The organism is Streptomyces eurocidicus (assembly GCF_002891295.1).
GTDB lineage: Bacteria > Actinomycetota > Actinomycetes > Streptomycetales > Streptomycetaceae > Streptomyces > Streptomyces eurocidicus.
This window is the reverse complement of the sequence record NZ_LGUI01000005.1, coordinates 451,358-472,959: the sequence shown is the minus strand read 5'-3', so window position 1 is coordinate 472,959 and position 21,602 is coordinate 451,358. Positions and strand designations below refer to the sequence as shown.

Annotated in this window: 18 protein-coding genes; 8 read left to right on the top strand and 10 right to left on the bottom strand. The window is 73.4% G+C overall.

All coding sequences use genetic code 11. From position 1 onward, the window contains the following. Nucleotides 1-86: 86 nt before the first annotated feature. Together AF335_RS18975 and AF335_RS36240 are read right to left on the bottom strand one after the other, a co-directional pair. Nucleotides 87-1,892, bottom strand: a complete 1,806-nt coding sequence (locus AF335_RS18975; protein WP_102919577.1) for a gamma-glutamyltransferase family protein — start codon at nucleotides 1,890-1,892, stop codon at nucleotides 87-89. A gap of 5 nt (nucleotides 1,893-1,897) precedes the next feature. Continuing rightward, on the bottom strand, nucleotides 1,898-2,407 hold the full coding sequence (locus AF335_RS36240) for a DUF3761 domain-containing protein (protein WP_102919576.1): 510 nt from the start codon (nucleotides 2,405-2,407) through the stop codon (nucleotides 1,898-1,900). Nucleotides 2,408-2,652: 245 nt separating this feature from the next. Here AF335_RS36240 and lplAB point away from each other — a divergent pair, with 245 nt between their 5' ends. Beyond that, nucleotides 2,653-3,708, top strand: coding sequence for a lipoate-protein ligase LplAB (gene lplAB, locus AF335_RS18965; protein WP_102919575.1), 1,056 nt, complete (start codon nucleotides 2,653-2,655; stop codon nucleotides 3,706-3,708). 236 nt (nucleotides 3,709-3,944) lie between these two features. Here the strand turns inward: lplAB and AF335_RS18960 are convergent, their stop codons facing one another. From AF335_RS18960 to AF335_RS18945, 4 genes are read right to left on the bottom strand one after another with little or no spacing between them, the layout of a single operon-like run. Next, nucleotides 3,945-4,946: a TIGR03842 family LLM class F420-dependent oxidoreductase gene (locus tag AF335_RS18960; protein ID WP_102919574.1), complete on the bottom strand. Its 1,002-nt coding sequence runs from the start codon at nucleotides 4,944-4,946 to the stop codon at nucleotides 3,945-3,947. An 11-nt stretch (nucleotides 4,947-4,957) separates the two neighbouring features. Next, nucleotides 4,958-6,358, bottom strand: coding sequence for a dihydropyrimidinase (gene hydA / locus AF335_RS18955; protein WP_102919573.1), 1,401 nt, complete (start codon nucleotides 6,356-6,358; stop codon nucleotides 4,958-4,960). Then, on the bottom strand, nucleotides 6,355-7,704 hold the full coding sequence (locus AF335_RS18950) for an aspartate aminotransferase family protein (protein WP_102919572.1): 1,350 nt from the start codon (nucleotides 7,702-7,704) through the stop codon (nucleotides 6,355-6,357). The genes hydA and AF335_RS18950 overlap by 4 nt, the downstream gene beginning before the upstream one ends. Next, a complete protein-coding gene (locus AF335_RS18945) occupies nucleotides 7,701-8,543 on the bottom strand; it encodes a nitrilase-related carbon-nitrogen hydrolase (protein WP_102919571.1) in 843 nt (280 codons plus the stop codon). Before AF335_RS18945 ends, AF335_RS18950 begins: the two co-directional genes overlap by 4 nt. A 164-nt stretch (nucleotides 8,544-8,707) precedes the next feature. Here AF335_RS18945 and AF335_RS18940 point away from each other — a divergent pair, with 164 nt between their 5' ends. The 3 genes from AF335_RS18940 (at nucleotide 8,708) to AF335_RS18930 (ending at nucleotide 11,268) form a co-directional block, all read left to right on the top strand. Continuing rightward, entirely contained in the window at nucleotides 8,708-9,169 is a 462-nt protein-coding gene (locus AF335_RS18940) for a MarR family winged helix-turn-helix transcriptional regulator (protein ID WP_102919570.1), read from the top strand. Nucleotides 9,170-9,273: 104 nt separating this feature from the next. Further along, entirely contained in the window at nucleotides 9,274-10,632 is a 1,359-nt protein-coding gene (locus AF335_RS18935) for an MFS transporter (protein ID WP_102919698.1), read from the top strand. A 78-nt stretch (nucleotides 10,633-10,710) separates the two neighbouring features. Further along, the gene (locus tag AF335_RS18930; RefSeq protein ID WP_102919569.1) at nucleotides 10,711-11,268 is read left to right on the top strand and encodes an isochorismatase family protein; all 558 of its coding nucleotides are present in this window, start codon (nucleotides 10,711-10,713) and stop codon (nucleotides 11,266-11,268) included. A gap of 91 nt (nucleotides 11,269-11,359) precedes the next feature. On the opposite strand, the gene AF335_RS18925 is transcribed toward AF335_RS18930, so the two are convergent. The 3 genes from AF335_RS18925 to AF335_RS18915 form a co-directional block, all read right to left on the bottom strand. Next, a complete protein-coding gene (locus AF335_RS18925; RefSeq protein ID WP_146045565.1) occupies nucleotides 11,360-12,457 on the bottom strand; it encodes a ligand-gated ion channel in 1,098 nt (365 codons plus the stop codon). Nucleotides 12,458-12,575: 118 nt separating this feature from the next. After that, nucleotides 12,576-14,429, bottom strand: coding sequence for a gamma-glutamyltransferase (gene ggt, locus AF335_RS18920; RefSeq protein WP_102919567.1), 1,854 nt, complete (start codon nucleotides 14,427-14,429; stop codon nucleotides 12,576-12,578). Nucleotides 14,430-14,556: 127 nt separating this feature from the next. Beyond that, complete coding sequence (locus AF335_RS18915) at nucleotides 14,557-15,462, bottom strand: SGNH/GDSL hydrolase family protein (RefSeq protein WP_184743956.1); 906 nt, start codon at nucleotides 15,460-15,462, stop codon at nucleotides 14,557-14,559. A gap of 246 nt (nucleotides 15,463-15,708) precedes the next feature. On the opposite strand from AF335_RS18915, the gene AF335_RS18910 reads away from it, so the two are divergent. The 4 genes from AF335_RS18910 (at nucleotide 15,709) to AF335_RS18895 (ending at nucleotide 20,299) form a co-directional block, all read left to right on the top strand. After that, entirely contained in the window at nucleotides 15,709-16,734 is a 1,026-nt protein-coding gene (locus AF335_RS18910; protein WP_146045564.1) for an IPT/TIG domain-containing protein, read from the top strand. 37 nt (nucleotides 16,735-16,771) lie between these two features. After that, a complete protein-coding gene (locus AF335_RS18905) occupies nucleotides 16,772-17,215 on the top strand; it encodes an RrF2 family transcriptional regulator (protein ID WP_102919565.1) in 444 nt (147 codons plus the stop codon). A gap of 135 nt (nucleotides 17,216-17,350) precedes the next feature. Continuing rightward, nucleotides 17,351-18,544 (top strand): globin domain-containing protein, encoded by a 1,194-nt coding sequence (locus AF335_RS18900; protein WP_102919564.1) that lies wholly within the window; start codon nucleotides 17,351-17,353, stop codon nucleotides 18,542-18,544. Between the two features lie 168 nt (nucleotides 18,545-18,712). Further along, entirely contained in the window at nucleotides 18,713-20,299 is a 1,587-nt protein-coding gene (locus AF335_RS18895; protein ID WP_102919563.1) for a CocE/NonD family hydrolase, read from the top strand. Between the two features lie 98 nt (nucleotides 20,300-20,397). Here the strand turns inward: AF335_RS18895 and AF335_RS18890 are convergent, their stop codons facing one another. Next, nucleotides 20,398-21,579: a tryptophan dimethylallyltransferase family protein gene (locus tag AF335_RS18890; RefSeq protein ID WP_146045563.1), complete on the bottom strand. Its 1,182-nt coding sequence runs from the start codon at nucleotides 21,577-21,579 to the stop codon at nucleotides 20,398-20,400. Between the last annotated feature and the right edge of the window lie 23 nt (nucleotides 21,580-21,602).

Genomic DNA, 21,602 nt, shown 5'->3' with positions numbered 1-21,602 from the left:
ACAACGGGGGGCGTGGCGATGACCTCATGGCGTCCCCCAGGTGAACGGCTCGCCCCACCCGTCCCCCACGTACCGCGCGGGGCCGGTCAGCGCCCCACCGCGTAGCCCTGCATTCCCCGGGGGTTGGCGGCGGCCGACAGGACGCCGGTGTCCGGGTCGCGCGCCACGGCGCACAGCCGTCCCTCCGACCACGGCGGTCCCACGGTCACGTCGTGTCCCCTGCGCCGCAGCTCCGCGACGGCCGGCTCGCCGATCCGGGACTCGACGGTGACGGCGCCGGGCCGCATGGCGCGCGGGTGGAAGGAGCTGGGGAAGGATTCCTGGTGCCAGTTGGGCGCGTCGATGGCGCCCTGCAGGTCCAGGCCGCCGCGCACGGGCGGGCGCAGGGCGACCGCCAGGAAGAAGTGCGGTTGCCACTGGTCCTGCTGGTCGCCGCCCGGCGTGCCGAACGCGAGCACGGGCTCGCCGTCGCGCAGGGCCAGGGACGGGCTGAGGGTGGTGCGCGGCCGGCGGCCGGGGGTGAGGGAGTTGGGCAGGCCCTCCTCCAGCCAGGTCATCTGGAGGCGGGTGCCCAGGGGGAAGCCGAGCTCCGGGACGACGGGGTTGGACTGGAGCCAGCCACCGCTGGGCGTCGCGGAGATCATGTTGCCCCAGCGGTCGACGACGTCGACGTGACAGGTGTCGCCCCGGGTGGCGCCGTCGGCGGTGACGGTGGGCTCGCCCGCGCCCGGGGCGGTGGGCGCCGCCGGGTCCGCCCCGGCCTCCGTGACGTACCGGGGCAGCCGGGGCGCGCGGCCGTCGGGGCTGCCGGGGCGCAGGTCGTACGAGGCGGTGTCGCCTACCAGGGCGCGGCGGGCGGTGTTGTACCCGGGTGAGAGCAGGGCGCGCAGCGGCACGCCGTCCTCCCCGTACGGGGCGTCGCCGTACCACGCCTCGCGGTCGGCCATGGCGAGCTTGCCGCCCTCGATGAGGGCGTGGAGGTAGTCGGGGGTGCCGTACTCCAGGGCGCCGGGCTGCTCCGGGAGCAGGGCGAGCTGCTGGAGCAGGGCCGGGCCCTGGGACCAGGGCCCGGGTTTGCAGACGGTCCAGCCGTGCCAGTCGTGGGTGACGGGCTCCTCGTAACCGGCGCGGAAGCCGGCGAGGTCGTCGCCGGTGAGGGTGCCGGTGTGGCGGGCGCCGGAGGTGTCCGGGGTGGGGCGGGCGGCGGCGCGCAGGAGGGCGTCGGCGACGAAGCCCTCGCGCCAGACGCGGCGGGCGGCGTCGATGCGCCGCTCGCGGCTGCCGCCGGCGGCCTCGGCCTCGGCGAGCAGGCGGCGCCAGGTGGCCGCGAGCACGGGGTTGCGGAAGAGCCTCCCGGGCTCGGGCGGGCGGCCGCCCGGGAGGTACAGGGCGGCGGAGTCCGGCCACTCGTCGGTGAAGAGCTCTTGTACGGTCCGCACGGTCGCGCCGACGGCGGGGACGGGGGCGTGGCCGCGTTCGGCGTACCCGATGGCGTAGGAGAGGACGTCCGCGAGCGGCCGGGTGCCGTGGTCGCGCAGCAGGAGCAGCCAGGCGTCGAAGGCGCCCGGCACGGGGGCGGCGAGGGGGCCGGTGCCGGGGACGAGGGCGAGGCCGAGCGAGGTGTAGTGGGCGACGCTCGCCCCGGCGGGCGCGGGCCCCTGCCCGCAGAGGACCCGCACCGGGCCGGCCGCGGGGGCGATGATCGCGGGCACCTCACCGGCCGGTCCGCTCATGTGCGGTTCGACCACCTGGAGGACGAAGCCCGCGGCGACGGCGGCGTCGAAGGCGTTGCCGCCGCTCTCCAGGACGGCCATGGCCGACTGCGAGGCGAGCCAGTGGGTGGAGGCCACCATGCCGAAGGTGCCCTGGAGAGTGGGGCGTGTCGTGAACATGCTCCCTAGGAAGGCAGATCCTTCAGCCACTGCGCAACACCGCCGTGGTGGGAGCAAGTGCCCCTGCGGTGCGCGGAGTAGGAGTACGAACCGTCGTTGCAGACGGCCGAGGCCCCGGAGTGGGAGCCCCCCGTGGACGACGAGTCGGCCGACGTGGAACCTGACGTGGAACCCGTGGACGACGAGCCGCCGCCCGAACCGGAACCCGATTCGGAGCCCGAACCCGTGGCGCCGCGGTCGGAGGCGGGCACCTCGGCCTTGGGTGCGGGGGCGGGGACGTCCGGCGTCGTCACCGGCGCGGGCGACGCGGCGCTCGGCGAGGGGGACGGCGACTCCGCCGGGCCGGGCTCGGATGACGCGGACGGCGTCGCCGGGGTCGCGGAGACGGACGCCGACGGCTTGTCACCGGCCGGCTTGTCGGCGTCGTCGCAGGCTACGGCGCCGAAGCCCAGGGTCAGCGCGGCGACCAGGGCCGCACCGGCCCGTCTCGCCCTGCGTGCGGTGTATGCGGTCATATTCAGGATCCCCCCTGGGACAGCGGCTGCGCGAAACGGTTCCGCGCATGGCTCCGCACCCGGTCGCGAACCGGCGCCCGGCGGGCCGGGGGCGCGGGAGTGGGGGGAAGGTGAGACGAGTGTTACCTGTGGGGTACACAGAGTGTACGCGGGCCACCCGCGGGAGGAACCGGGAATCCCGGAGTTACGGTTGATTCCGCTGTCGGCCGGGTGGCCGGCCGGAGAACAAGCGGGAGGTAGCGGCCGTGCACGGCGAATACAAAGTTCCGGGCGGCAAGCTCGTCGTCGTGGACCTGGAGGTCGAGGACGGGCTGCTGCGCGACGTACGGGTGGCCGGGGACTTCTTCCTCGAACCGGACGAGGCGCTCCTGGACATCAACCGCGCCCTGGAAGGCGCACCCGCCGACACCCTCGCCCCGCAGCTCGCGGCCCGGATCGACGCGGCCCTGCCCGAGGGCACGGTGATGTTCGGCTTCAGCTCCGAGGCCGTGGGCGTCGCGGTCCGCCGGGCGCTGGCGAACGCGACCGACTGGACCGACTTCGAGTGGGAGCTCATCCACGACGGCCCGCAGCCGCCGGCGCTGCACATGGCGCTGGACGAGGTGCTGACGGCCGAGGTCGCGGCCGGGCGTCGGCCCCCGACCCTGCGCGTGTGGGAGTGGGGCTCCCCCGCGGTGGTCATCGGCAGCTTCCAGTCGCTGCGCAACGAGGTCGACCCCGAGGGCGCGGCCCGCCACGGCATGACGGTCGTCCGCCGGATCAGCGGCGGCGGGGCCATGTTCTGCGAGCCGGGTAACACCATCACCTACTCCCTGTGCGTGCCCGACTCGCTCGTCCAGGGCCTGTCCTTCGCCGACAGTTACGCCTATCTGGACGACTGGGTGCTGGGCGCGCTGGAGGGCATGGGCGTCAAGGCGTGGTACCAGCCGCTCAACGACATCGCCACCGACTCCGGAAAGATCGCCGGCGCGGCCCAGAAGCGGCTGGTGGGCCCGGCGGGCGCGGTGCTGCACCACGTGACGATGGCGTACGACATCGACGCGGACAAGATGCTCGACGTGCTGCGCATCGGCAAGGAGAAGCTGTCCGACAAGGGCACGAAGAGCGCCAAGAAGCGGGTGGATCCGCTGCGCCGTCAGACGGGGCTGCCGCGGGCGGCGGTCATCGAGAAGATGATCGAGTCTTTCCGGGGGCGGTACGGGTTGGCCGAGGGGTCGGTCACTCCGGAGGAGATGGCGCGGGCGGTGGAGCTGGCGGCGACGAAGTTCTCTTCGGAGGAGTGGACCGCGCGGGTGCCGTGACGGGGGCGGGGGGTGCGCCTGCGGCGGGCCTTTTCCCCACCCCGCCCCTTCCCGAACGGGGCTCCGCCCCGGACCCCGGTCCTCAAACGCCGGACGGGCTGAAAATCAGCCCGTCCGGCGTTTGAGGACACCGCGCGTCAGCGCGGCCGGGGGCCCGGGGCGCCAGCCCCGGTTCCGGGAAGGGGCGGGTAGGGGAAAAGGCCCGCCGCAGGCGCACCCCCCGCCCCCCCTACCCGTCACCCACCCAACACCGGCACCAATTCCCGCCCATACGCATCAATCGTGGCCTCCCTCGCATCATGCATCGCATACACCGCGAACTGATCCACCCCCAGCCCCCGCAACTCCTCCAGCCGCTCCCGATGCGCCTCCACCGGCCCCAGCAGGCAGAACCGGTCGACGATCTCGTCGGGGACGAAGTCCGTGGAGGGGTTCCCGGCCCGGCCGTGGTGGCTGTAGTCGTAGCCGTGGCGCTGCTCGATATAGGCCGTGAGCGCCTCCGGCACCAGCCCGGAGTGCGCGCCGTAGCGGGCGACGAGGTCGGCGACGTGGTTGCCGACCATGCCGCCGAACCAGCGGCACTGCTCACGGGCGTGGTCGAGGTCGTCGCCCACATAGGCGGGGGCGGCGACGCAGATGGTGAGGGAGTCGGGGTCGCGGCCGGCCTCGGCGGCCGCCGTACGGACGGCCTTGATCATCCACTCGGTCAGGAACGGGTCGGCGAGCTGGAGGATGAAACCGTCCGCCTCCTGCCCCGCGAGGGCGAGCGCCTTGGGACCGTAGGCGGCCATCCAGACCGGCAGCCTGCCGTCCTTCACCCAGGGGAGCTTGAGGGTGGTGCCGCCGACATCGGCCTCGCGCCCCTCGGCGAGGTCGCGGATGACGCGCATGGCCTCGCGGAGGGTGGCGAGGGTGTTGGGCTTCCGTCCGGCCACCCGCATCGCCGAGTCGCCGCGGCCGATGCCGCACACCGTGCGGTTGCCGTACATGTCGTTGAGCGTGGCGAACGTGGACGCGGTGACCTCGGGGGTGCGGGTGGTGGGGTTGGTGACCATGGGGCCGACGATGAGCCGCTCGGTGTGGTCGAGGATCCGGCTGTGGATGACGAAGGGCTCCTGCCAGAGGACGGCGGAGTCGAAGGTCCATCCGTAACGGAAGCCGGCGCCCTCGGCCCGGCGCATCAGGTCCACCACGGCGGTGGCGGGCGGATCGGTCTGGAGGACGAGGCCGAAGTCCACGGTGGTGCTCCTTACGCGAGGTACTGACAGGTGGCGCGGGGTACGTAACGGCCGTGCCCGGCGCGGACGGTGTACCGGCCGCGGTCGATGACGGTCTCCCCGCGGGAGAGGACCGTCTCGACCCGGCCGGTGATCTCCTTGCCCTCGTACGCCGAGTAGTCGACGTTCATGTGATGGGTCGTGGCGGAGAGGGTCTGCCGGGCGTGCGGGTCGTAGATGACGATGTCGGCGTCGGCTCCGGGGGCGAGGGTGCCCTTGCGCGGGGCGAGGCCGAACATCCGGGCGGGGGCGGTGCAGGCGATCTCGATCCAGCGGCGGCGGGTGATGTGCCCGTCGACCACGGCCTGGTGGAGGAGGTCCATCCGGTGCTCCACACCGGGCAGCCCGTTGGGGATCTTCGAGAAGTCGCCGCGACCCAGCTCCTTCTGGCCGGAGAAGCAGAAGGGGCAGTGGTCGGTGGAGACGACCTGGAGGTCGTTCGTCCGCAGCCCGCGCCAGAGGGCGGCCTGGTGCTCGCGGGGACGGAGCGGCGTGGAGCAGACGTATTTCGCGCCCTCGAAGCCGGGTTCGGCGAGATTGTCGGTGGACAGGAAGAGGTACTGCGGGCAGGTCTCGCCGAAGACCGGGAGGCCCTTGTCGCGGGCCTGTACCAGCTCGGCGACGGCCTCCTCGGCGGAGACGTGCACGACGTAGAGCGGGCTGCCCGCCACCTGCGCCAGGGCGATGGCCCGGTGCGTGGCCTCCGCCTCCAGCAGGGCCTTGCGGACCTCTCCGTGGTAGCGGGGGTCGGTGCGGCCGGCGGCCAGGGCCTGTTCGACGAGGACGTCGATGGCGATGCCGTTCTCGGCGTGCATCATGATCAGCCCGCCGTTGCCGGCGGCGCGCTGCATGGCCCGCAGGATCTGCCCGTCGTCGCTGTAGAAGACGCCGGGATAGGCCATGAACAGCTTGAAGGAGGTGACGCCCTCCCCCACCAGCAGGTCCATCTCCTTGAGCGAGCTCTCCCGCACATCGGAGAGGATCATATGGAAGGCGTAGTCGACGGCGCAGGTTCCCTCGGCCTTGGCGTGCCAGGTGTCGAGCCCCTCGCGCAGGGCGCCGCCGCGGGACTGGACCGCGAAGTCGACGACGGTGGTGGTGCCGCCCCAGGCCGCGGCACGGGTGCCCGTCTCGAAGGTGTCGGAGGAGGCAGTGCCGCCGAAAGGGAGGTCGAAGTGGGTGTGGGCGTCGACGCCGCCCGGGACGACGTACTTCCCGGTGGCGTCGAGGGTGCGGTCGGGCGTCCAGCCCTGGGCGCAGGAGCTGTCGGGGGCGGCGAGGGCGGCGATCCGCCCGTCCTCGACGAGGACGTCCGCCAAGATCTCCTCGGTGGCGGTGATGACGAGGCCGCCGCGAATGGCCGTGGTGGTCATGCCCGTTCCTCTCCGGCGAGGGTGCGGTGCGTACGGTGCAGGGCGGATTCGAGGATCGCCGCGCCCTCCTCGGCCTCGGCGACGGTGAGGGACAGGGGCGGGGCGATCCGCAGGGTGTTGCCCTCGCGGCCGCCCTTGCCGATCAGCAGACCGTCCTCCCGGGCGTGTTCGAGGGTGAGGGCGGCGGCCTCGGGCGCGGGGGAGCCGTCGGGCCCGGTCAGTTCGACGCCGATCATCAGGCCCCGGCCGCGCACCTCGTGGACCAGGGGCAGACCGGCGGCGACGGCGCGGAGCCGCTCGATGAGGAGGCCGCCGACCCGTCGGGCGTTGCCCTGGAGGTCGTGCTCCAGGAGATGGGTGAGGTTGGCGAGCCCGGCGGCCATGGTGACGGGGCTGCCGCCGAAGGTGGAGATGGAGTTGGCGCCCAGGGAGTTCATCACCTCGGCGCGGGCGACGACGCCGCCGATCGACATGCCGTTCCCGATGCCCTTGGCGAAGGTGAGCAGGTCGGGCGGGCCGCTCGCGGCGTGGGCCTGCCAGCCCCAGAAGTGGTCGCCGGTGCGGCCCCAGCCGGTCTGCACCTCGTCGGAGATCCAGAGGATGCCGCGCCGCGCGAGGACCTCGCGGAAGGCGGCGTAGAGCCCGTCGGGCGGGGAGGTGAACCCGCCGACGCCCTGGACGGGTTCGGCGATGAGCGCGGCCACATTGCCGTGGGCCTGGCCGAGGACGTCCTCCAGGTCGGCGACGCAGGCCGCGGTGAACTCCGCGTCGGTCAGGGCGGCGTACGGGCCGCGGGTGCGGACGGCGCCGTGGACGTAGAGCGTCTGGAGCGGGGAGAGGCTGGTGGGCGACCAGGAGGAGTTGCCCGTGACGGCGACGGAGGAGAAGGAGCGGCCGTGGTAGCTGTTGCGCATCGCCAGGACCTGGTTGGAGCGGCGGTGGGTGGTGGCGAGCAGCAGGGCGGCGTCGGTGGCCTCCGTGCCGGAGGTGGTGAAGAAGACGCGGGCGTCCGGGATGCCGGAGAGGGCGGCGATCCGCTCGGCGAGCTCCACCATGTGCCGGTCGAGGTAGAGGGTGGAGGTGTGCAGGATGCGCCCGGCCTGCCCGGCGACGGCCTCGGTGACCTCGGGGAGGGCGTGGGCGGTCATGGTGGTGAGGATGCCGCCGAAGAAGTCGAGGTAGCGGCGGCCGGTCGCGTCCCAGACGTGCCGGCCCTCGCCGTGGGTGAGCTCCAGGGGCTCTCGGTAGTAGAGGGCGAGCCAGTCGGGCATGACGGCGCGGTGCCGGGCGTGGAGGTGCGTGGCGGGGGTGGCGCCGGGCGGTGGCGGCTCGCTCCCGGGGCTCATGGCCGGACCAGCCCCTCGTAGGCGTCGGGCCTGCGGTCGCGGTAGAACGCCCACTGCTGCCGGACCTCGTCGATGAGGCCGAGGTCCAGGTCGCGGACGAGCAGTTCCTCCTTGGTGTCGCTCGCGGTGCCGTCGACGAACCGGCCGCGCGGGTCCACGAAGTAGGAGGTGCCGTAGAAGTCGTTGTCGCCGTACTCCTCCTGGCCCACGCGGTTGATCGCGGCGATGAAGTACTCGTTGGCCACGGCGGCGGCGGGCTGTTCCAGCTTCCAGAGGTAGGCGGAGAGGCCGCGCGAGGTGGCGGAGGGGTTGTAGACGATCTGGGCGCCGTTCAGGCCGAGTTGGCGCCATCCTTCGGGGAAGTGGCGGTCGTAGCAGATATAGACGCCGACCTTGCCGACGGCCGTGTCGAAGACGGGCCAGCCGAGGTTGCCCGGTTTGAAGTAGTACTTCTCCCAGAAGCCCTTGACCTGGGGGATGTGGTGCTTGCGGTACTTGCCGAGGTAGCTGCCGTCGGCGTCGATGACGGCGGCGGTGTTGTAGTAGAAGCCGGAGCCCTCGACCTCGAAGACGGGGACGACGATCACCATGCCCGTCTCGCGGGCCAGCTCCCGCATCCGCCGGACCGTGGGGCCGTCGGGGACGGGCTCGGCCCAGCGGTAGTGCTCGCTCTCCTGCACCTGGCAGAAGTAGGGAGCGTTGAAGACCTCCTGGAAGCCGATCACCTTCGCGCCCTGCGCGGCGGCCGCGCGGGCGTGCTCCTCATGCTTGGCGATCATCGACTCGGTGTCACCCGTCCAGGTCGCCTGAACCAGTGCGGCGCGAACGACATTGGCCATGAGCTGCTCCTTCGCCGGGGCGTCAGCCAGGCTGACACGCGTAGATCCACGTGTGGTTGCGACCGTATGACCCGGCACGCCGCGCGGCAAGACCATCGTCTTCCCTGTGGATAACCAGACAGAAAAACTTGCAAGTTTCCCTGTCATTCTCTTACTGTGGACGTATGCCCGAGAAGGATCAGGAACCTCAGAAGGATCAGGAAAAGGACCGGGAGCGCCTCGCCGCCGATCTGGCCGCCACGGCCTCCCAGCTCATGCGGCGGCTGCGCGCCGCCTCCCCGCAGGGCGCGCTCACGCCGTCCCAGCGCGCCGTCCTCAGCCGGCTCGGCACCGAGGGCCCCGCCACCACCGCCGACCTGGCCCGCGCCGAGCTCGTCCGCCCCCAGTCCATGCGGGTGATCCTCGGCGTGCTGGACGACCTGGGCCTGGTCGCCCGGTCCCCACACCCCACCGACGGCCGTCAGGTGCTGTTCTCCCTCACCCCGGACGGCGAGCGGGGCCTCGCCTCCGTGCGCCGCTCCAAGCACGGCTGGCTCGCCGACGCCCTCGACCGGCGGCTCGACGCCGACGAGCGGCAGCGGCTCGCCGAGGCCCTGAAGCTGCTCCGGAAACTCACCGAGGAGTGACGGACGTGACCGCAGCGACACAGCCTCCCGACGCCGCGAGGCCCCCGCTCACCCGCACGGGTGAGCGGCCCGGCCCCGCCGGACCGGGCTTCGGCGGCCGTCTGATGGCACCGCTCCTGCTCGGCTCGGCGCTCAACCCCCTCAACTCGACCGCCATCGCCACCGGCCTGGTCACCATCGGCCACGCCTTCGGCACCGGAGCCGCCGGCACCGCCTGGCTCGTCTCCGCCCTCTACGTCGCCAGCGCCGTCGGCCAGCCCGTCACGGGGCGGCTGGCCGACACGCTCGGCCCGCGCCGCGTCCTCCTCGCCGGGCTCACGCTCGTCTGCGCGGCGGGGCTCCTGGGCACCCTGGCCCCCGCCTTCGGCTGGCTGGTCGCCGCCCGCGCCCTGCTGGGCCTCGGCACCTCCGCCGCCTACCCGTCCGCCATGGCGATGCTGCGCGCGGAGGCCGCGCGCGTCGGCCGCGAGGCCCCTCGCCCGGTCCTCGGCAGGCTCTCGTTCGCCTCGCTGGGCAGCGCGGCCGCCGGCCCCGCGCTCGGCGGGCTCCTCATCGCCACCGCGGGCTGGCGCGGCCTCTTCGCCTTCAACGTCCCGCTCGCGCTCGCCGGGATCGTCCTCGCCCTGCGGTGGCTGCCCGCCGACCCCGTACGCCCGAAGGCCGCCGACGGACGGCGGGAACGTTTCGCCGATCCCCTCGGCCTCGCCCTCTTCGCCGCCGCGCTCACCGCCACCGCCCTCTTCCTGACGGACCTCGCGCACCCCCTCTGGCCGCTCCCGCCGCTGATCGCGCTGCTGACGGCCGTACTCGTCCGGTGGGAGGCGCGCCACCCCCGCCCCTTCCTCGACCTGCGCTCCCTGCGCGGCAACGGGGCCCTCGCCCGCACCTACCTCCGCCACGGCCTCGCCTACCTCACGATCTACTGCGTGCTCTACGGCTTCACCCAGTGGCTGGAGGACGCCCATGGCTACTCCGTCCTCCAGGTCGGTCTGATCATGCTGCCGATGTCCGGTGCCGCCGCCGTCCTCTCCCTGCTCGGCGCCCGGACGAAGGGGCTCCGCGCCCCGCTCGTCACCGCGGCCGCCCTGCTCACCGCGGGCGCCACCGCCCTGCTGTTCACCACCGGCACCACCCCGCTCCTCGCGCTGCCGGCCGTCGCGGTGCTCTTCGGCATCTCGCAGGGCCTCACCTCGACCGGCAACCAGGGCGCCGTGTACGCCCAGGCCCCGGCCGACGGCGTCGGCGCCGCGGCCGGCCTCCAGCGCACCTCCCAGTACCTCGGCGCGATGATCGCCGCCGGCCTCATCGGCCTCAGCTACGGACCGGCCGCCACCGACCGGGGCCTGCGGGAACTCGCCACGGTGGGGATGGCGCTGGGCCTGGTGCTGCTCGTCCTCACGGCCGCGGACCGCGCGCTGCGGGCCCGTCCGCGCTCCTCGGCCCGGTCCGGCACCGGGCCCTGAGCCGCCCCTTTCGAACCCACCCCCGAAAACAACCGTAAGACGACCCGAGACACCCGTAAGACGACCGAGGAGAACCCCATGCCCGCCACCACCCTCGACGAGCGGACCGCGCTCGTCCTCATCGACCTCCAGAAGGGCATCGTCGCCCTGCCCACCGCCCACCCCACCGACGGGATCGTCCGGCGTGGCGCCCGGCTGGCCGCGGCGTTCCGCGAGCGCGGGCTGCCGGTCGTCCTCGTCCGGGTCGTCGGCGCCGCCCCCGGGCGCGCCGAGGTCTCCCTGCGGGGCGCACGGCCGCCGGCGGACTTCGCGGACCTGGTGCCCGAACTGGACCGCCAGGACGGCGACATCGTCGTCACCAAGCACACCTGGGGCGCCTTCCACGCCACCGACCTCGACCTCCAGCTGCGCCGCCTGGGCGTGACGCAGATCGTGCTGGCGGGCATCGCCACGAGCATGGGGGTGGAGTCCACGGCGCGCGCCGCGCACGAACACGGGTACCACGTGACGGTGGTGACGGACGCGATGACGGACATGGACGCGGAGGTGCACCGGATCGCCGTCGAGAAGGTGTTCCCGCGGCTCGCGGAGACCGGCACCACGGGCGAGGTGATCGCGCTGCTGGGCGGCCGGTGACCGGAGCCCGCCACGGCGCCCGGAAACCACCGGAGGAACAGCGGTCCCCGGGTGCCGGGCGGGACGCGGAGCCGTCCCGCCCGGCGCCCCGCTACCGCTCCCCCGCCGCGAAATACCCCACCAGCAACACGGCGATCGCCGTGTACCCCACCAGCAACACCACCGCCCCCACGTGGTGCCAGCGCTCCGCCCGCGCCGGGCAGCCGCCGTGCACCGTCCAGCGCCAGGACACCACCGTGACCATCACGGCCAGCAGGACGAAACCGAGGGTGAGCAGATGGAGCCAGTCGATGAGCGTGAGCCCCACGGTGCTGTTGACCACCGCCGCGACCTGCTGCATATTCAGCATCACCACGAACAGCCCGCCCCCCAGCAGCCCCAGCCGGCTCTGGAGCGAGTCCAGCCGCTCCCCCATCCCCAGCTCCTCGGCGTGCGAGGGCAGCAGGAACGTCGCGGTCGCCATGAGCACCATGAGATACAGCGGGCCCGTCAGCTTCCAGAAGATCGTGGGATCGTCCCGCGCCAGGTCGACCTCCACCCGGATCCGGCTGTAGGTGGTGGCCGTGCCCCTGGGCAGCGTGGGGTCGCCGAAGTTCGTGGGGTAGATCCGCCGGGCGGGCGTCAGCCGGAAGCCGGTGATGCGCCAGCCGGGCGGATGGATTTCCTTGTTGTAGGCGGAATTGGCGTTGTCCGGCACCAGCAGGAAGCGCTTGCTCTCCGGCGCCGCCGTGACCAGCACCGCGATCCGCTGCCGGTCGAAGGGGAAGGCACGGACGTCCCAGCCCTGCCGGAAGGTGCCCTGGATCCGCATGAGGTCCCGGAAACCGCCCCCTTCGGCGCTCAGGATGGGATCGCCCTTCTCGGGGTCGTTGGCGTTGCTGAACGAGACCGCCGGCAGCGGGTCCAGCTTCCGGTCCGGGCAGACGGACCACAGGAACATCCGCGCGGAGAAGACGTGGTTCGAGGGGTCCAGGTCGTAGAGATCGCTGAGATACGCGCCGAGCTCGCAGCTCGGCACCGGCGCCCGCGCGGTCCGCGGCGACGCGTACGCGACGGAACCACCGCCGGCCCGGCCGTCACCGCCCTGGAGCAGCCACACCGCGCACACGCAGGCCACGACGGCCACCAGGGCGGCACCGGCCCCGCGCCGTCCGAACCGTCCGGGCCGACCCTCACGCTCCCCAGCCATATGTCAGGGAGCGTGGCCCGGCCCGGGGCCGTCGAACCGGGCCCGCACCCCGATACGCCCATGTGGGTGATGGGCGTATCGGGGTGCGCCTCGTCCCGTACGGGCGCGCCTCGGTACCTCAGTGCGTCGGCGGCCGGCCGCTCGCGCGCACCACCATCGCCGAGCCGCCGCCGCGCCTGACCTTCTCCGCGGCGGCGAGCCAGCGGCCGTCGGGCAACCGCTGCACCCCGGTCGCCGCGCCGATCTCGGGGTTCTCCTTGAACACGTGCCCGAGGGCTTCGAGCCGTCCGCGCAACGGGCTGTTCCACAGGGCGGGTTCGAGATCGGTCGTCGCGGCGTTGCGCTGGCTGGCGCGCGGGGCGGCGATCGCGTCGGCGAGCGGCATGCCGCGGTCGACGTGGTTCAGCAGGGTCTGGAGCACGGTGGTGATGATGGTGGAGCCGCCGGGCGAGCCGAGCGCGAAGGCGGGCCGGCCGTGGTCGAGGACGATCGTCGGCGACAGCGACGAGCGGGGCCGCTTGCCCGGGCCGGGCAGGTTGGGGTCGTGGACCCCGGGGGTCACCGGGACGAAGTTGAAGTCGGTCAGCTCGTTGTTGAGCAGGAAGCCGCGCCCGGGGACGGTGATGCCGCTGCCGCCGGTCTGCTCGATGGTGAGGGTGTAGGCGACGACGTTCCCCCACTTGTCGGCGACCGTCAGATGGGTGGTGTTCTCCCCCTCGTACGGGGTGGGGGCGGGCGCGCCGCGCGTGCCGCAAGGCACCGGGTGGCGCGGGTCGCCGGGGGCGAGCGGGCTGGTGAGGGCCGTGCCGTCCTTGATCAGGCAGGCGCGGGCGTCGGCGAACCGCTGGGAGGTGAGCGCCGCGGTCGGCACCTTCTCGTGGGCGGGGTCCCCGACCCAGCGGTTGCGGTCGGCGAAGGCGATGCGGGACGCCTCGATGTAGCGGTGCAGGTAGGTCTGCTCGCTCAGCTTGGCGAGGTCGCCGCGCTCCAGGATGTTGACGGCCTCGGCGACCGTGCTGCCGCCGGAGGAGGAGGGGGCGATTCCGTAGAGGTCCAGGCCGCGGTAGGAAGTGCGGGTCGGGGCCTGGGTGTTCGCCCGGTACGCGCGCAGATCGCGCTCCGTCAGGTCGCCGGGGCGGGCCACTCGCCCGGAGCCGGGGGCGACGGGCGGCTTGCGGACGGTCCGTACGAGGTCGCGCGCGATGTCGCCCTTGTAGAACGCGCCGACGCCGCTCCTGCCGAGCTGCTCGTAGGTGCGGGCCAGGTCGGGGTTCTTCAGGGTGCTGCCGACGGCCGGGGGTCTGCCGCCCGGCAGGTAGAGGGCGGCGGTCGCGGGGAAGTCCTTGAACCGGGCCTCGTTGTCGGCCGTCTGCTGCCGGAAGGTCTGGTCGACGGTGAAGCCCGAGCGGGCGAGGCGCTCGGCGGGCTTCAGGACCTGGGCGAGGGACCGGCTGCCCCAGGCGCGCAGGGCGGTGTCCCAGGTGGCGGGCGTGCCGGGGGTGCCGACGGAGAGCCCGCTGGTGATGGCGTCGGCGGGCGGGAGCGGCTTGCCGTTCTCCAGGAAGAGGTCCTTGCCGGCGCTGAGCGGGGCGCGTTCCCGGCCGTCGATGGTGGAGACGCGGTGCCGCTTGGCGTCGTAGTGGACGAAGTAGCCGCCGCCGCCGACGCCGGAGGAATACGGCTCGGTGACGCCGAGCGCGGCGGCGGTGGCGACGGCGGCGTCCACGGCGTTGCCGCCCTTGCGCAGCACCTCGATGCCGGCGGCCGAGGCGTCGGCGTCGACGCTGGCGACCGCGCCCCCGTAGCCGACGGCGACGGGGGACTTGGCGGGTGTCGCGGCGGCCGGGCCGCCCGTCGCGTCCGGGCCGCCGCCGGTGGCGGCGGCCGGGACGACGCCCAGCCCGACGACCAGGGTGGCCGTCGCGGCGAGCACGGGCAGACGTCGGTCGGGTTTCTTTCTCGCGGGGGCCATCCCTACCTCCATGCGGGCGAGCGGGCCCCGGAGCCTACTCGGCACGCGAGGGGGAGGACAGGGTGCCGCGCGAATGGCCCCGGGACTCGAGCTCACCGGCCGTGCGGAGGGCGGCCGGGCGGGTGACTCAGCTCTTGTGGCCGAGGGCCGGGAGCACCGCGGTCGCCATGGCGGACTCGCCCTTGGCATTGGGGTGGAAGGGGGCGGCCGGGTTCTCCGGCCGCGCCCCCTCGATCCAGCGGTCGGCGGTGGACTTGCAGACGTCGTGGCCGACGGTCGGGGCGTAGGTGTCGGCGTAGCGGACACCCGCCTTGCGGGCCTGCTCCTTGAGCATGGCGTTGAGCCGCTTCTCGGTGTCGCGCAGGTACGGGACGTCGCCGGCGGCGATCGGCACGGACGGGAAGCAGCCGACGCCGTCGTCGGGCATGATCGCGGGGTAGCCGACCAGGACGACGCGGGCGTACGGGGCGCGCTTGTGCACGTCCTTCAGCACCTTGGCGATCTTGGGCGCGGTGTCGGCGATGCGCTTGGTGAGCTCGTCGGCGCCGCCGGCGGTGAACTTCTTGCGGCAGGGGTCGCCGGCCGGGTCGGAGACGGACAGCTGGGCGCAGGTGCCGATGATGTCGCCGAAGCCGATGTCGTTGCCGCCGATGCCGACGGTGACCAGGCGGGTGGTCCGGCCGAGGGTGTTGAGCTGGGGCGGGTTGTCGCCCTGGGCGCGCCACATGTCGTCGGTCTTGGCGCCGCTGCAGCTGACGTCCTTGAAGGAGCCGATGCCCATGGCCTTGGCGGCGAGCGTGGGGTAGTTGACGCTGGAGCGGGCGCAGTCGCCGCCGCTCTGCTCCGGGACGCCGGGGGCCGAGGTGTAGGAGTCGCCGAGGGCGACGTAGCGCTGGCCCGTGGCGGGCTTCCCCTCCTGCGCCTGGGCGGCCGTCGCGGGGGCGGCGGCCACGGCCGCCAGGGCCGTGGCCGCTCCGAGCGCCGCGAGTGCCCTTCTTCCGTGCTGCCCGCCGCGTCCGTTCACCTGTGCCACTGATTCCTCCGTTTGTCGTGCGTGTCGTGCGTGCACGGTGGGCGGGCCCACGCGCAGGCGCGCGCCGTGCGCCCCTCCCGTGCTTCCCACGCGGTCGTCCGCGCGGTTGTGTCCGCCCCTATGGTGTCCGGCGGACAATGCGTCGCAAGACTCGCCGCGTCGTGACCGTCTGTCAATGTGACTGATAGGTGCGGCTGTGGCGCGGGCGGCGTAACGGACTTCACCGGCCGGACGATGACACGTCACATGAGGATTCGATTAGCGACATCCTGTGCGGCGGCGGCCCTGGCCCTGATCGCGCTCGGCACGGCACCCTCCGCCAGTGCGGCGCCCACCGATCCGACAGATCTCTCGGTGACCCAGGCGGGCAACTATCCGACGGAGTCGAACCCCGACGGATCGTTCTCGGTCACCTGGAGATCGGAGGGTTCCCAGGACGTCACGGGGCTGACCCGGCTCACGGTCGACCTGCCGCCCGGCATCACCACGCAGGGCGCCCTGATGTACTCGATGCCCTACGACTACACGTTCACCGAGACGGTCTCGCCGGACGGCCGCCGCCTCACGGCCTGGTACTACGGCACGATGACACCGGGCCGCAGCCACTTTATGAAGGTGAAGGTCACCGCGACCGGCAAGCCGTCCGGGGAGATCAAGGCGACCGTCGCCCACGCCCGCGACCTCGACCCGCGGAACAACGTCGCGACCGTCACGCTCGGCGGCTCCGGCGGGCCGCCGGTGATCCCGCCGGAGCCGGTGGTCACCGGAATGGACGTCCGGAGCGGCCCGGGCAGCGGCGGCACGGTCGTGACGCTCACAGGCCGGAACCTCGACGACGCGTTCGTGGACTTCGGCCTCTACGCGGCGCCGGGCTCCTGCACGAGCACGAGCTGCGTGGTCACCACCCCGCCCGGCTGGGGTCCGACGGCGGTGGACGTCGCCACGCCGGGCGGCGGCGCCCCCGCGGGCGACTTCGTCTACGGCGAGCCGGAGCCGACGGCTCCACCGGAGCCCGTGCTCAGCTGGCTGTCCACGCGCGGCGGCCCGGCGGCCGGCGGGACGAACATCCAGGTCGCCGGGCAGCACCTCGACCGCGGCGTCCTGATGATCGGCGGCCGGCCCGCCGTGCACAGCTCGTGCGGTCCGGAGTTCTGCACCGGGCAGTCCCCGGCGGGGACCGGAACCGTCGACGTCACCGTGGACGCGCCCGGCGGCGAGAGCGCCCACGGCCCGGCCCTCACCTTCACCTACGGCCCGGCATCCGCCCACTAATTTGGAGTCTAGAAATCCAATTAGATAGAGTACGTGCGTGCGACTGACCAAGAGCACCGACATCGCGCTGCGCATGGCCATGCGCCTCGCGGTCACGGGCGAGAACGACGCGCCGACCACCCGCGAGGTGGCCGGCGCCGTCGGAGTGCCGTACACCCACGCGGCCAAGGTGGTCAGCAGGCTCCAGCACCTGGGGGTCGTCGAGGCCCGGCGGGGCCGGGGCGGCGGGCTCACGCTCACCGCCGCGGGCCGTACGGGCTCGGTCGGCCGGCTGGTGCGCGAGCTGGAGGGCACGGGCGACGTCGTCGGCTGCGAGGACGACCCGCCGTGCCCACTGGCCGGAGCCTGCCGCCTGCGGGGCGCGCTGCGCGCGGCCCAGGAGGCGTTCTACGCCACGCTCGACCCGTACACCGTCGAGGACCTGGTCGCCCGGCCGACCGGCCCCGTGCTGCTGAGCCTGGGCTCCGGGCCCCCGTCATGACGACCCCGGCGCGCCGGCCGCACACCGTCGGCGCGCCGGTGACATGACGGATCACCCTCCGTCCGGTTGCCGCGTCGCACACCTTTAAACAAGAGTCTGAGATGAATATTTCAGCCTGAGCGTCAGGAGTCGCCGATGCTGTCCCCCCAGTCGACCGAGATCGTCCGCGCCACCCTCCCGGCGGTCGGCGGCGCCATCGGCGAGATCACGCCGCTCTTCTACGACAAGCTGTTCGCCGACCGGCCGGAGCTGCTCCGCGACCTCTTCAACCGCGGCAACCAGGCCAACGGCAGCCAGCGCCAGGCCCTCGCGGGCGCCATCGCCGCCTTCGCCACGGCGCTGGTCGAGCACCCGGACACCCGCCCCGACGCGATGCTCGCGCGCATCGCCCACAAGCACGCGTCGCTCGGCATCACCCCCGACCAGTACCCGCTCGTCCAGCAGCACCTCTTCGCCGCCATCGCCGAGGTCCTGGGCGAGGCGATCACCCCGGAGGTGGCCGCGGCCTGGGACGAGGTCTACTGGCTGATGGCCAACGCCCTCATAGCCCTGGAAGCGCGGCTCTACGAGGAGGCCGGCGCCCCGGACGGCGGCACCCTCCGCCCCTGCCGGATCACGGGCCGGCTGCGGGAGACCGCGGACGTGGCCACCTTCCTCGTCCAGCCCCTGGACGGCCGCCCGCTGCCCGCGGGCCGGCCCGGCCAGTACGTCTCGGTCCAGGTGGAACTGCCCGACGGCGCCCGCCAGATCCGCCAGTACAGCCTCTCCGGCCGCCCCGACGACGCCCTCCAGTTCTCCGTCAAGCGCCTGGCCGGCGACCCGGCCGGCGAGGTCTCCAACCACCTGCACGACCACCTGAACGTCGGTGACACCCTGCTGGTCAGCGCGCCGTTCGGCGATGTCGCCCTGGACGGGGGCGACGCGCCCGTGCTGCTCGCCTCGGCCGGCATCGGCTGCACCCCGATGATCGGGATGCTCGCGCACCTCGCGGCCACCGGCTCGACCCGCAGGGTCGTCGCGGTGCACGCGGACCGCAGCGAGTCCGCGCACGCCTTCCGCACGGACCTCACCCAGCTGGTCGCCAAGCTGCCGGACGCCGCCGCGCACGTCTGGTACGAGCGCCCCGAGGCCGCCGACTGGCCGGCCGACCGCACCGGCCTCGCCGACCTCACCGGGGTCGAGATCCCGGCCGGCACCGTCGCCTACCTCTGCGGCCCGCTGCCCTTCATGCGCGCGGTCCGCGCCCAGCTCCTCACGGCGGGCGTCCCGGCGGCCGACATCCACTACGAGGTCTTCGGCCCGGACCTGTGGCTGGGCACCGCCTCCTGACGCCGATTCAGCCGCCCGCCCCCCTCGGGCGGCTCACCGACCAATCGTTACCCATGCGTAACTTGCCGGAGCATTACCTTCGGTAAGCCGACGAGGTTACCGTCGGGTCACTTTCATCGGCGTGCCGCACCCCCCGTCACTTCCGCGGCACCGACGTCAGGAGTGACTGTGCGACACCCTCGTAAGGCACTGCGCGCCTCCGCCGTCGGAGCCGCCTGTGCCGCACTGCTGGCGGGCGCCGCCCTGGGGACGGCGCCCGCCGCGCAGGCCACCCCCGGCGGGCAGGCCGCGGCGGCGCGGTCGGCGAGCGTGCGGTTCACCGACATCCCCGGCTCCGGTGGCATCACCCTCAAAGGCAACGTCTTCACCCCCGGCGGCGCGGACGGGTCCCGCCACCCCCTGATCGTGCTGCCCACCAGCTGGGCCATGCCCCAGCTGGAGTACGTCGCCCAGGCCCGGCAGCTCGCCGACGCCGGCTATGTCGTGGTCAGTTACACCTCGCGCGGCTTCTGGCTCTCCGGCGGGCAGATCGAGACGGCCGGCCCGGCGGACGTCGCCGACTCCGCCGCGGTCATCGACTGGGCACTCGCCCACACCCCCGCCGACCCGCGGCGGATCGGCATGGCCGGGGTCTCGTACGGCGCCGGCATCAGTCTGCTGTCCGCCGGGCACGACAAGCGGATCAAGACCGTGGTCGCGATGAGCGGCTGGGCCGACCTCATCGAGTCGATCTACGGCGAACGCACCCAGCACCGCCAGGCGGCCGAACTCCTCGGCGGGCTGGGGAAGCTGACCGGGCGGCCGAGTGACGAGCTCCAGCGGATCCTGAAGAACTTCCTCTCCTCGGACCTGTCCAAGGAGAAGGAGATGCTGGAGTGGGGGGCCAAGCGCTCCCCCGCCACCTATCTGAACGAGATCAACGCCAACGGCGCGGCGATCATGCTGGGCAACGCGTGGGGCGACACGATCTTCCCGCCCGACCAGTACGCGAAGTTCTACGAGCGGCTCACCGGCCCCAAGCGGCTGGAGCTGCGGCCCGGCGACCACGCCACCGCCGAGGGCACCGGGCTGCTCGGCCTGCCCAACGACGTCTGGGCGGACGGGAAGCGCTGGTTCGACCACCACCTCAAGGGCGTCGACAACGGCATCGACCGCGAGCGGCCCGTCCAGCTGAAGTCCCGTACGGGCGGCGGCTACGAGTCCTACCCCGACTGGGCGGCCGTGGACCGGACCCGGCGCACCCTGCCGCTGGAGGGCACCCGGACCATCCGCACCGGCGTCGACTCCGGCGCCAACGGCGGCACGGCCCTGCTCTCCAACACCCTCGACCAGTTCCTGCGGCTGCCACCGATGGTGTCGGTGCCGCTGCTGCCGCGCGCGTACACCGCCGTGTGGGAGTCCGGGCCGTACCCGAGCGCGCAGCGCGTCCGCGGGAGCGTCCGGCTGCACACGACGGTGACCGGCGAGAAGGAGAGCGGCACGGCGATCGCGTACCTCTACGACGTGGGGCCGCTCGGGCTCGGCAAGCTGGTCAGCCACGCGCCGTACACGTTCCACGGGAGGGAGCCGGGGCGGCCGTTCGCGGTGGATCTGTCGTTGGTCGCCACGGCGTACGACGTGCCGGCGGGGCATCGGCTGGCGGTGGTGGTGGATTCCGTCGATCCGCTCTATGTGGGGCACAACTCGGGTGGGCGGCTGACGTTTTCGTCACCGGCGGGGGATCCTTCGACGCTGTCGGTGCCGGTGCGGGGGTAGGGGCGCCTACGACGTTCTCCCCCACCCCGCCCCTTCCCGTAACCGGGGGCTGACGCCCCCGGACCCCCGGTGTCCTCAAACGCCGGACAGGCTGGATCTCACTCCGCCGCCCGGTACGTCCCCGGTGCCAGGTACACCGAGAACCTCGGCGAGGCCCCGCCACGGTACGAGATGAAGTTCTGCGTCAGGGACTCCGTCAGCGGGCGGTCCGCGAGGGCGTCGAGGAGCTTCGCGTACGCCTCCGCCTCGGGCGCGCCCTCGGCGTGGAGGAAGGCCAGGACGCGGTCGCGGGCCGCCGCGTCGTGGTCGTGCACGGGGATCATCGGGACGTACGCGGTCGCGCTCGGGAGGTCGTGCCGGTGGTCGAAGGTGAACACGGTGACCGGGGGCTTGCGCCGCCACGCCGGGGCGTCGTCGGGGCCGTTGATCTGCCGGAGGGCGCGGGCGAACAGCCCGGGGACGTGGTCGCGGGCGGCGGCCGCCTTCGCGTCGATGCCCTCCGCGGTCACCCCGGAGTGCGCCACGTACACCTGCGCGCGGAAGGCGTCGTCGCCGACGAGGTCCAGGGCGACGGCGACGGGCTCGTGCTCCGGGCCGAAGGGGCCGAGGTGGTCGGCCAGCGCGCGCCAGGGCCGCTCCAGGCCCATCCGGGCCATGGCCTCGGCGGTGCGGGCGGCGGACCGCTCCCGGCCGGCGACCGCCGGGTTGAGGAAGATCTTGTACACGGGGTGGCGGCCGGGGCGCCAGGCCACCGCGTGGGCCATGGTGAAGTACCCCTGGGGGTCGTCGTCGGTGAAGAGGTCCTCGATCGCCAGCAGGCGGTCGAGGGAGACGCCGGGGCGGCCGGCCAGCCGGCGGCTGAAGTCCATGCCGTCCCGCATCCGGGACAGGGCGGTGCCGTCGCCCGGTGACTCCAGGGAGATCCGGACGCCGGCCTTGCCGTCTCCCCAGGCGACGGAGGGCTCGAAGGGCATGCCGTCGATGGCGACCCAGCCCGCGCGCTCCGGGGGCGTGCCGACCGGGAGCCGGCCCCAGGCGCCGGTGAGGTCCTGGAGGAGGGCGAGGATCGACTCCCGGGTCTCCCCGGTGAGGCCGAGGCTCTCGTAGGCGCGCCACACGCGGTCGCAGGCGACCTCCGCGTAGGTGTCGGTCGGCAGGTACCGCGTGGACTCGAAGCGCATCGGGCGGCCGATCATCTCGGCTATGACGCCCGAGCCGGAGGTGAACTCCCCCGGTGGGACGGGGGGCTGGGGAACAGCTCCGAGGTCTGCGGTTTCCATGGTGTCTCCCTGTGCGTAACGCG

Excerpts from the sequence above, each read along its gene's own strand:
- AF335_RS18975 (WP_102919577.1), bottom strand. The coding sequence starts at position 1,892 with ATGTTCACGACACGCCCCACTCTCCAGGGCACCTTCGGCATGGTGGCC.
- AF335_RS36240 (WP_102919576.1), bottom strand. The coding sequence starts at position 2,407 with ATGACCGCATACACCGCACGCAGGGCGAGACGGGCCGGTGCGGCCCTG.
- hydA (WP_102919573.1), bottom strand. The coding sequence starts at position 6,358 with ATGACCACCACGGCCATTCGCGGCGGCCTCGTCATCACCGCCACCGAG.
- AF335_RS18950 (WP_102919572.1), bottom strand. The coding sequence starts at position 7,704 with ATGAGCCCCGGGAGCGAGCCGCCACCGCCCGGCGCCACCCCCGCCACG.
- AF335_RS18945 (WP_102919571.1), bottom strand. The coding sequence starts at position 8,543 with ATGGCCAATGTCGTTCGCGCCGCACTGGTTCAGGCGACCTGGACGGGT.
- AF335_RS18940 (WP_102919570.1), top strand. The coding sequence starts at position 8,708 with ATGCCCGAGAAGGATCAGGAACCTCAGAAGGATCAGGAAAAGGACCGG.
- AF335_RS18935 (WP_102919698.1), top strand. The coding sequence starts at position 9,274 with ATGGCACCGCTCCTGCTCGGCTCGGCGCTCAACCCCCTCAACTCGACC.
- AF335_RS18930 (WP_102919569.1), top strand. The coding sequence starts at position 10,711 with ATGCCCGCCACCACCCTCGACGAGCGGACCGCGCTCGTCCTCATCGAC.
- AF335_RS18925 (WP_146045565.1), bottom strand. The coding sequence starts at position 12,457 with ATGGCTGGGGAGCGTGAGGGTCGGCCCGGACGGTTCGGACGGCGCGGG.
- ggt (WP_102919567.1), bottom strand. The coding sequence starts at position 14,429 with ATGGCCCCCGCGAGAAAGAAACCCGACCGACGTCTGCCCGTGCTCGCC.
- AF335_RS18910 (WP_146045564.1), top strand. The coding sequence starts at position 15,709 with ATGAGGATTCGATTAGCGACATCCTGTGCGGCGGCGGCCCTGGCCCTG.
- AF335_RS18900 (WP_102919564.1), top strand. The coding sequence starts at position 17,351 with ATGCTGTCCCCCCAGTCGACCGAGATCGTCCGCGCCACCCTCCCGGCG.
- AF335_RS18890 (WP_146045563.1), bottom strand. The coding sequence starts at position 21,579 with ATGGAAACCGCAGACCTCGGAGCTGTTCCCCAGCCCCCCGTCCCACCG.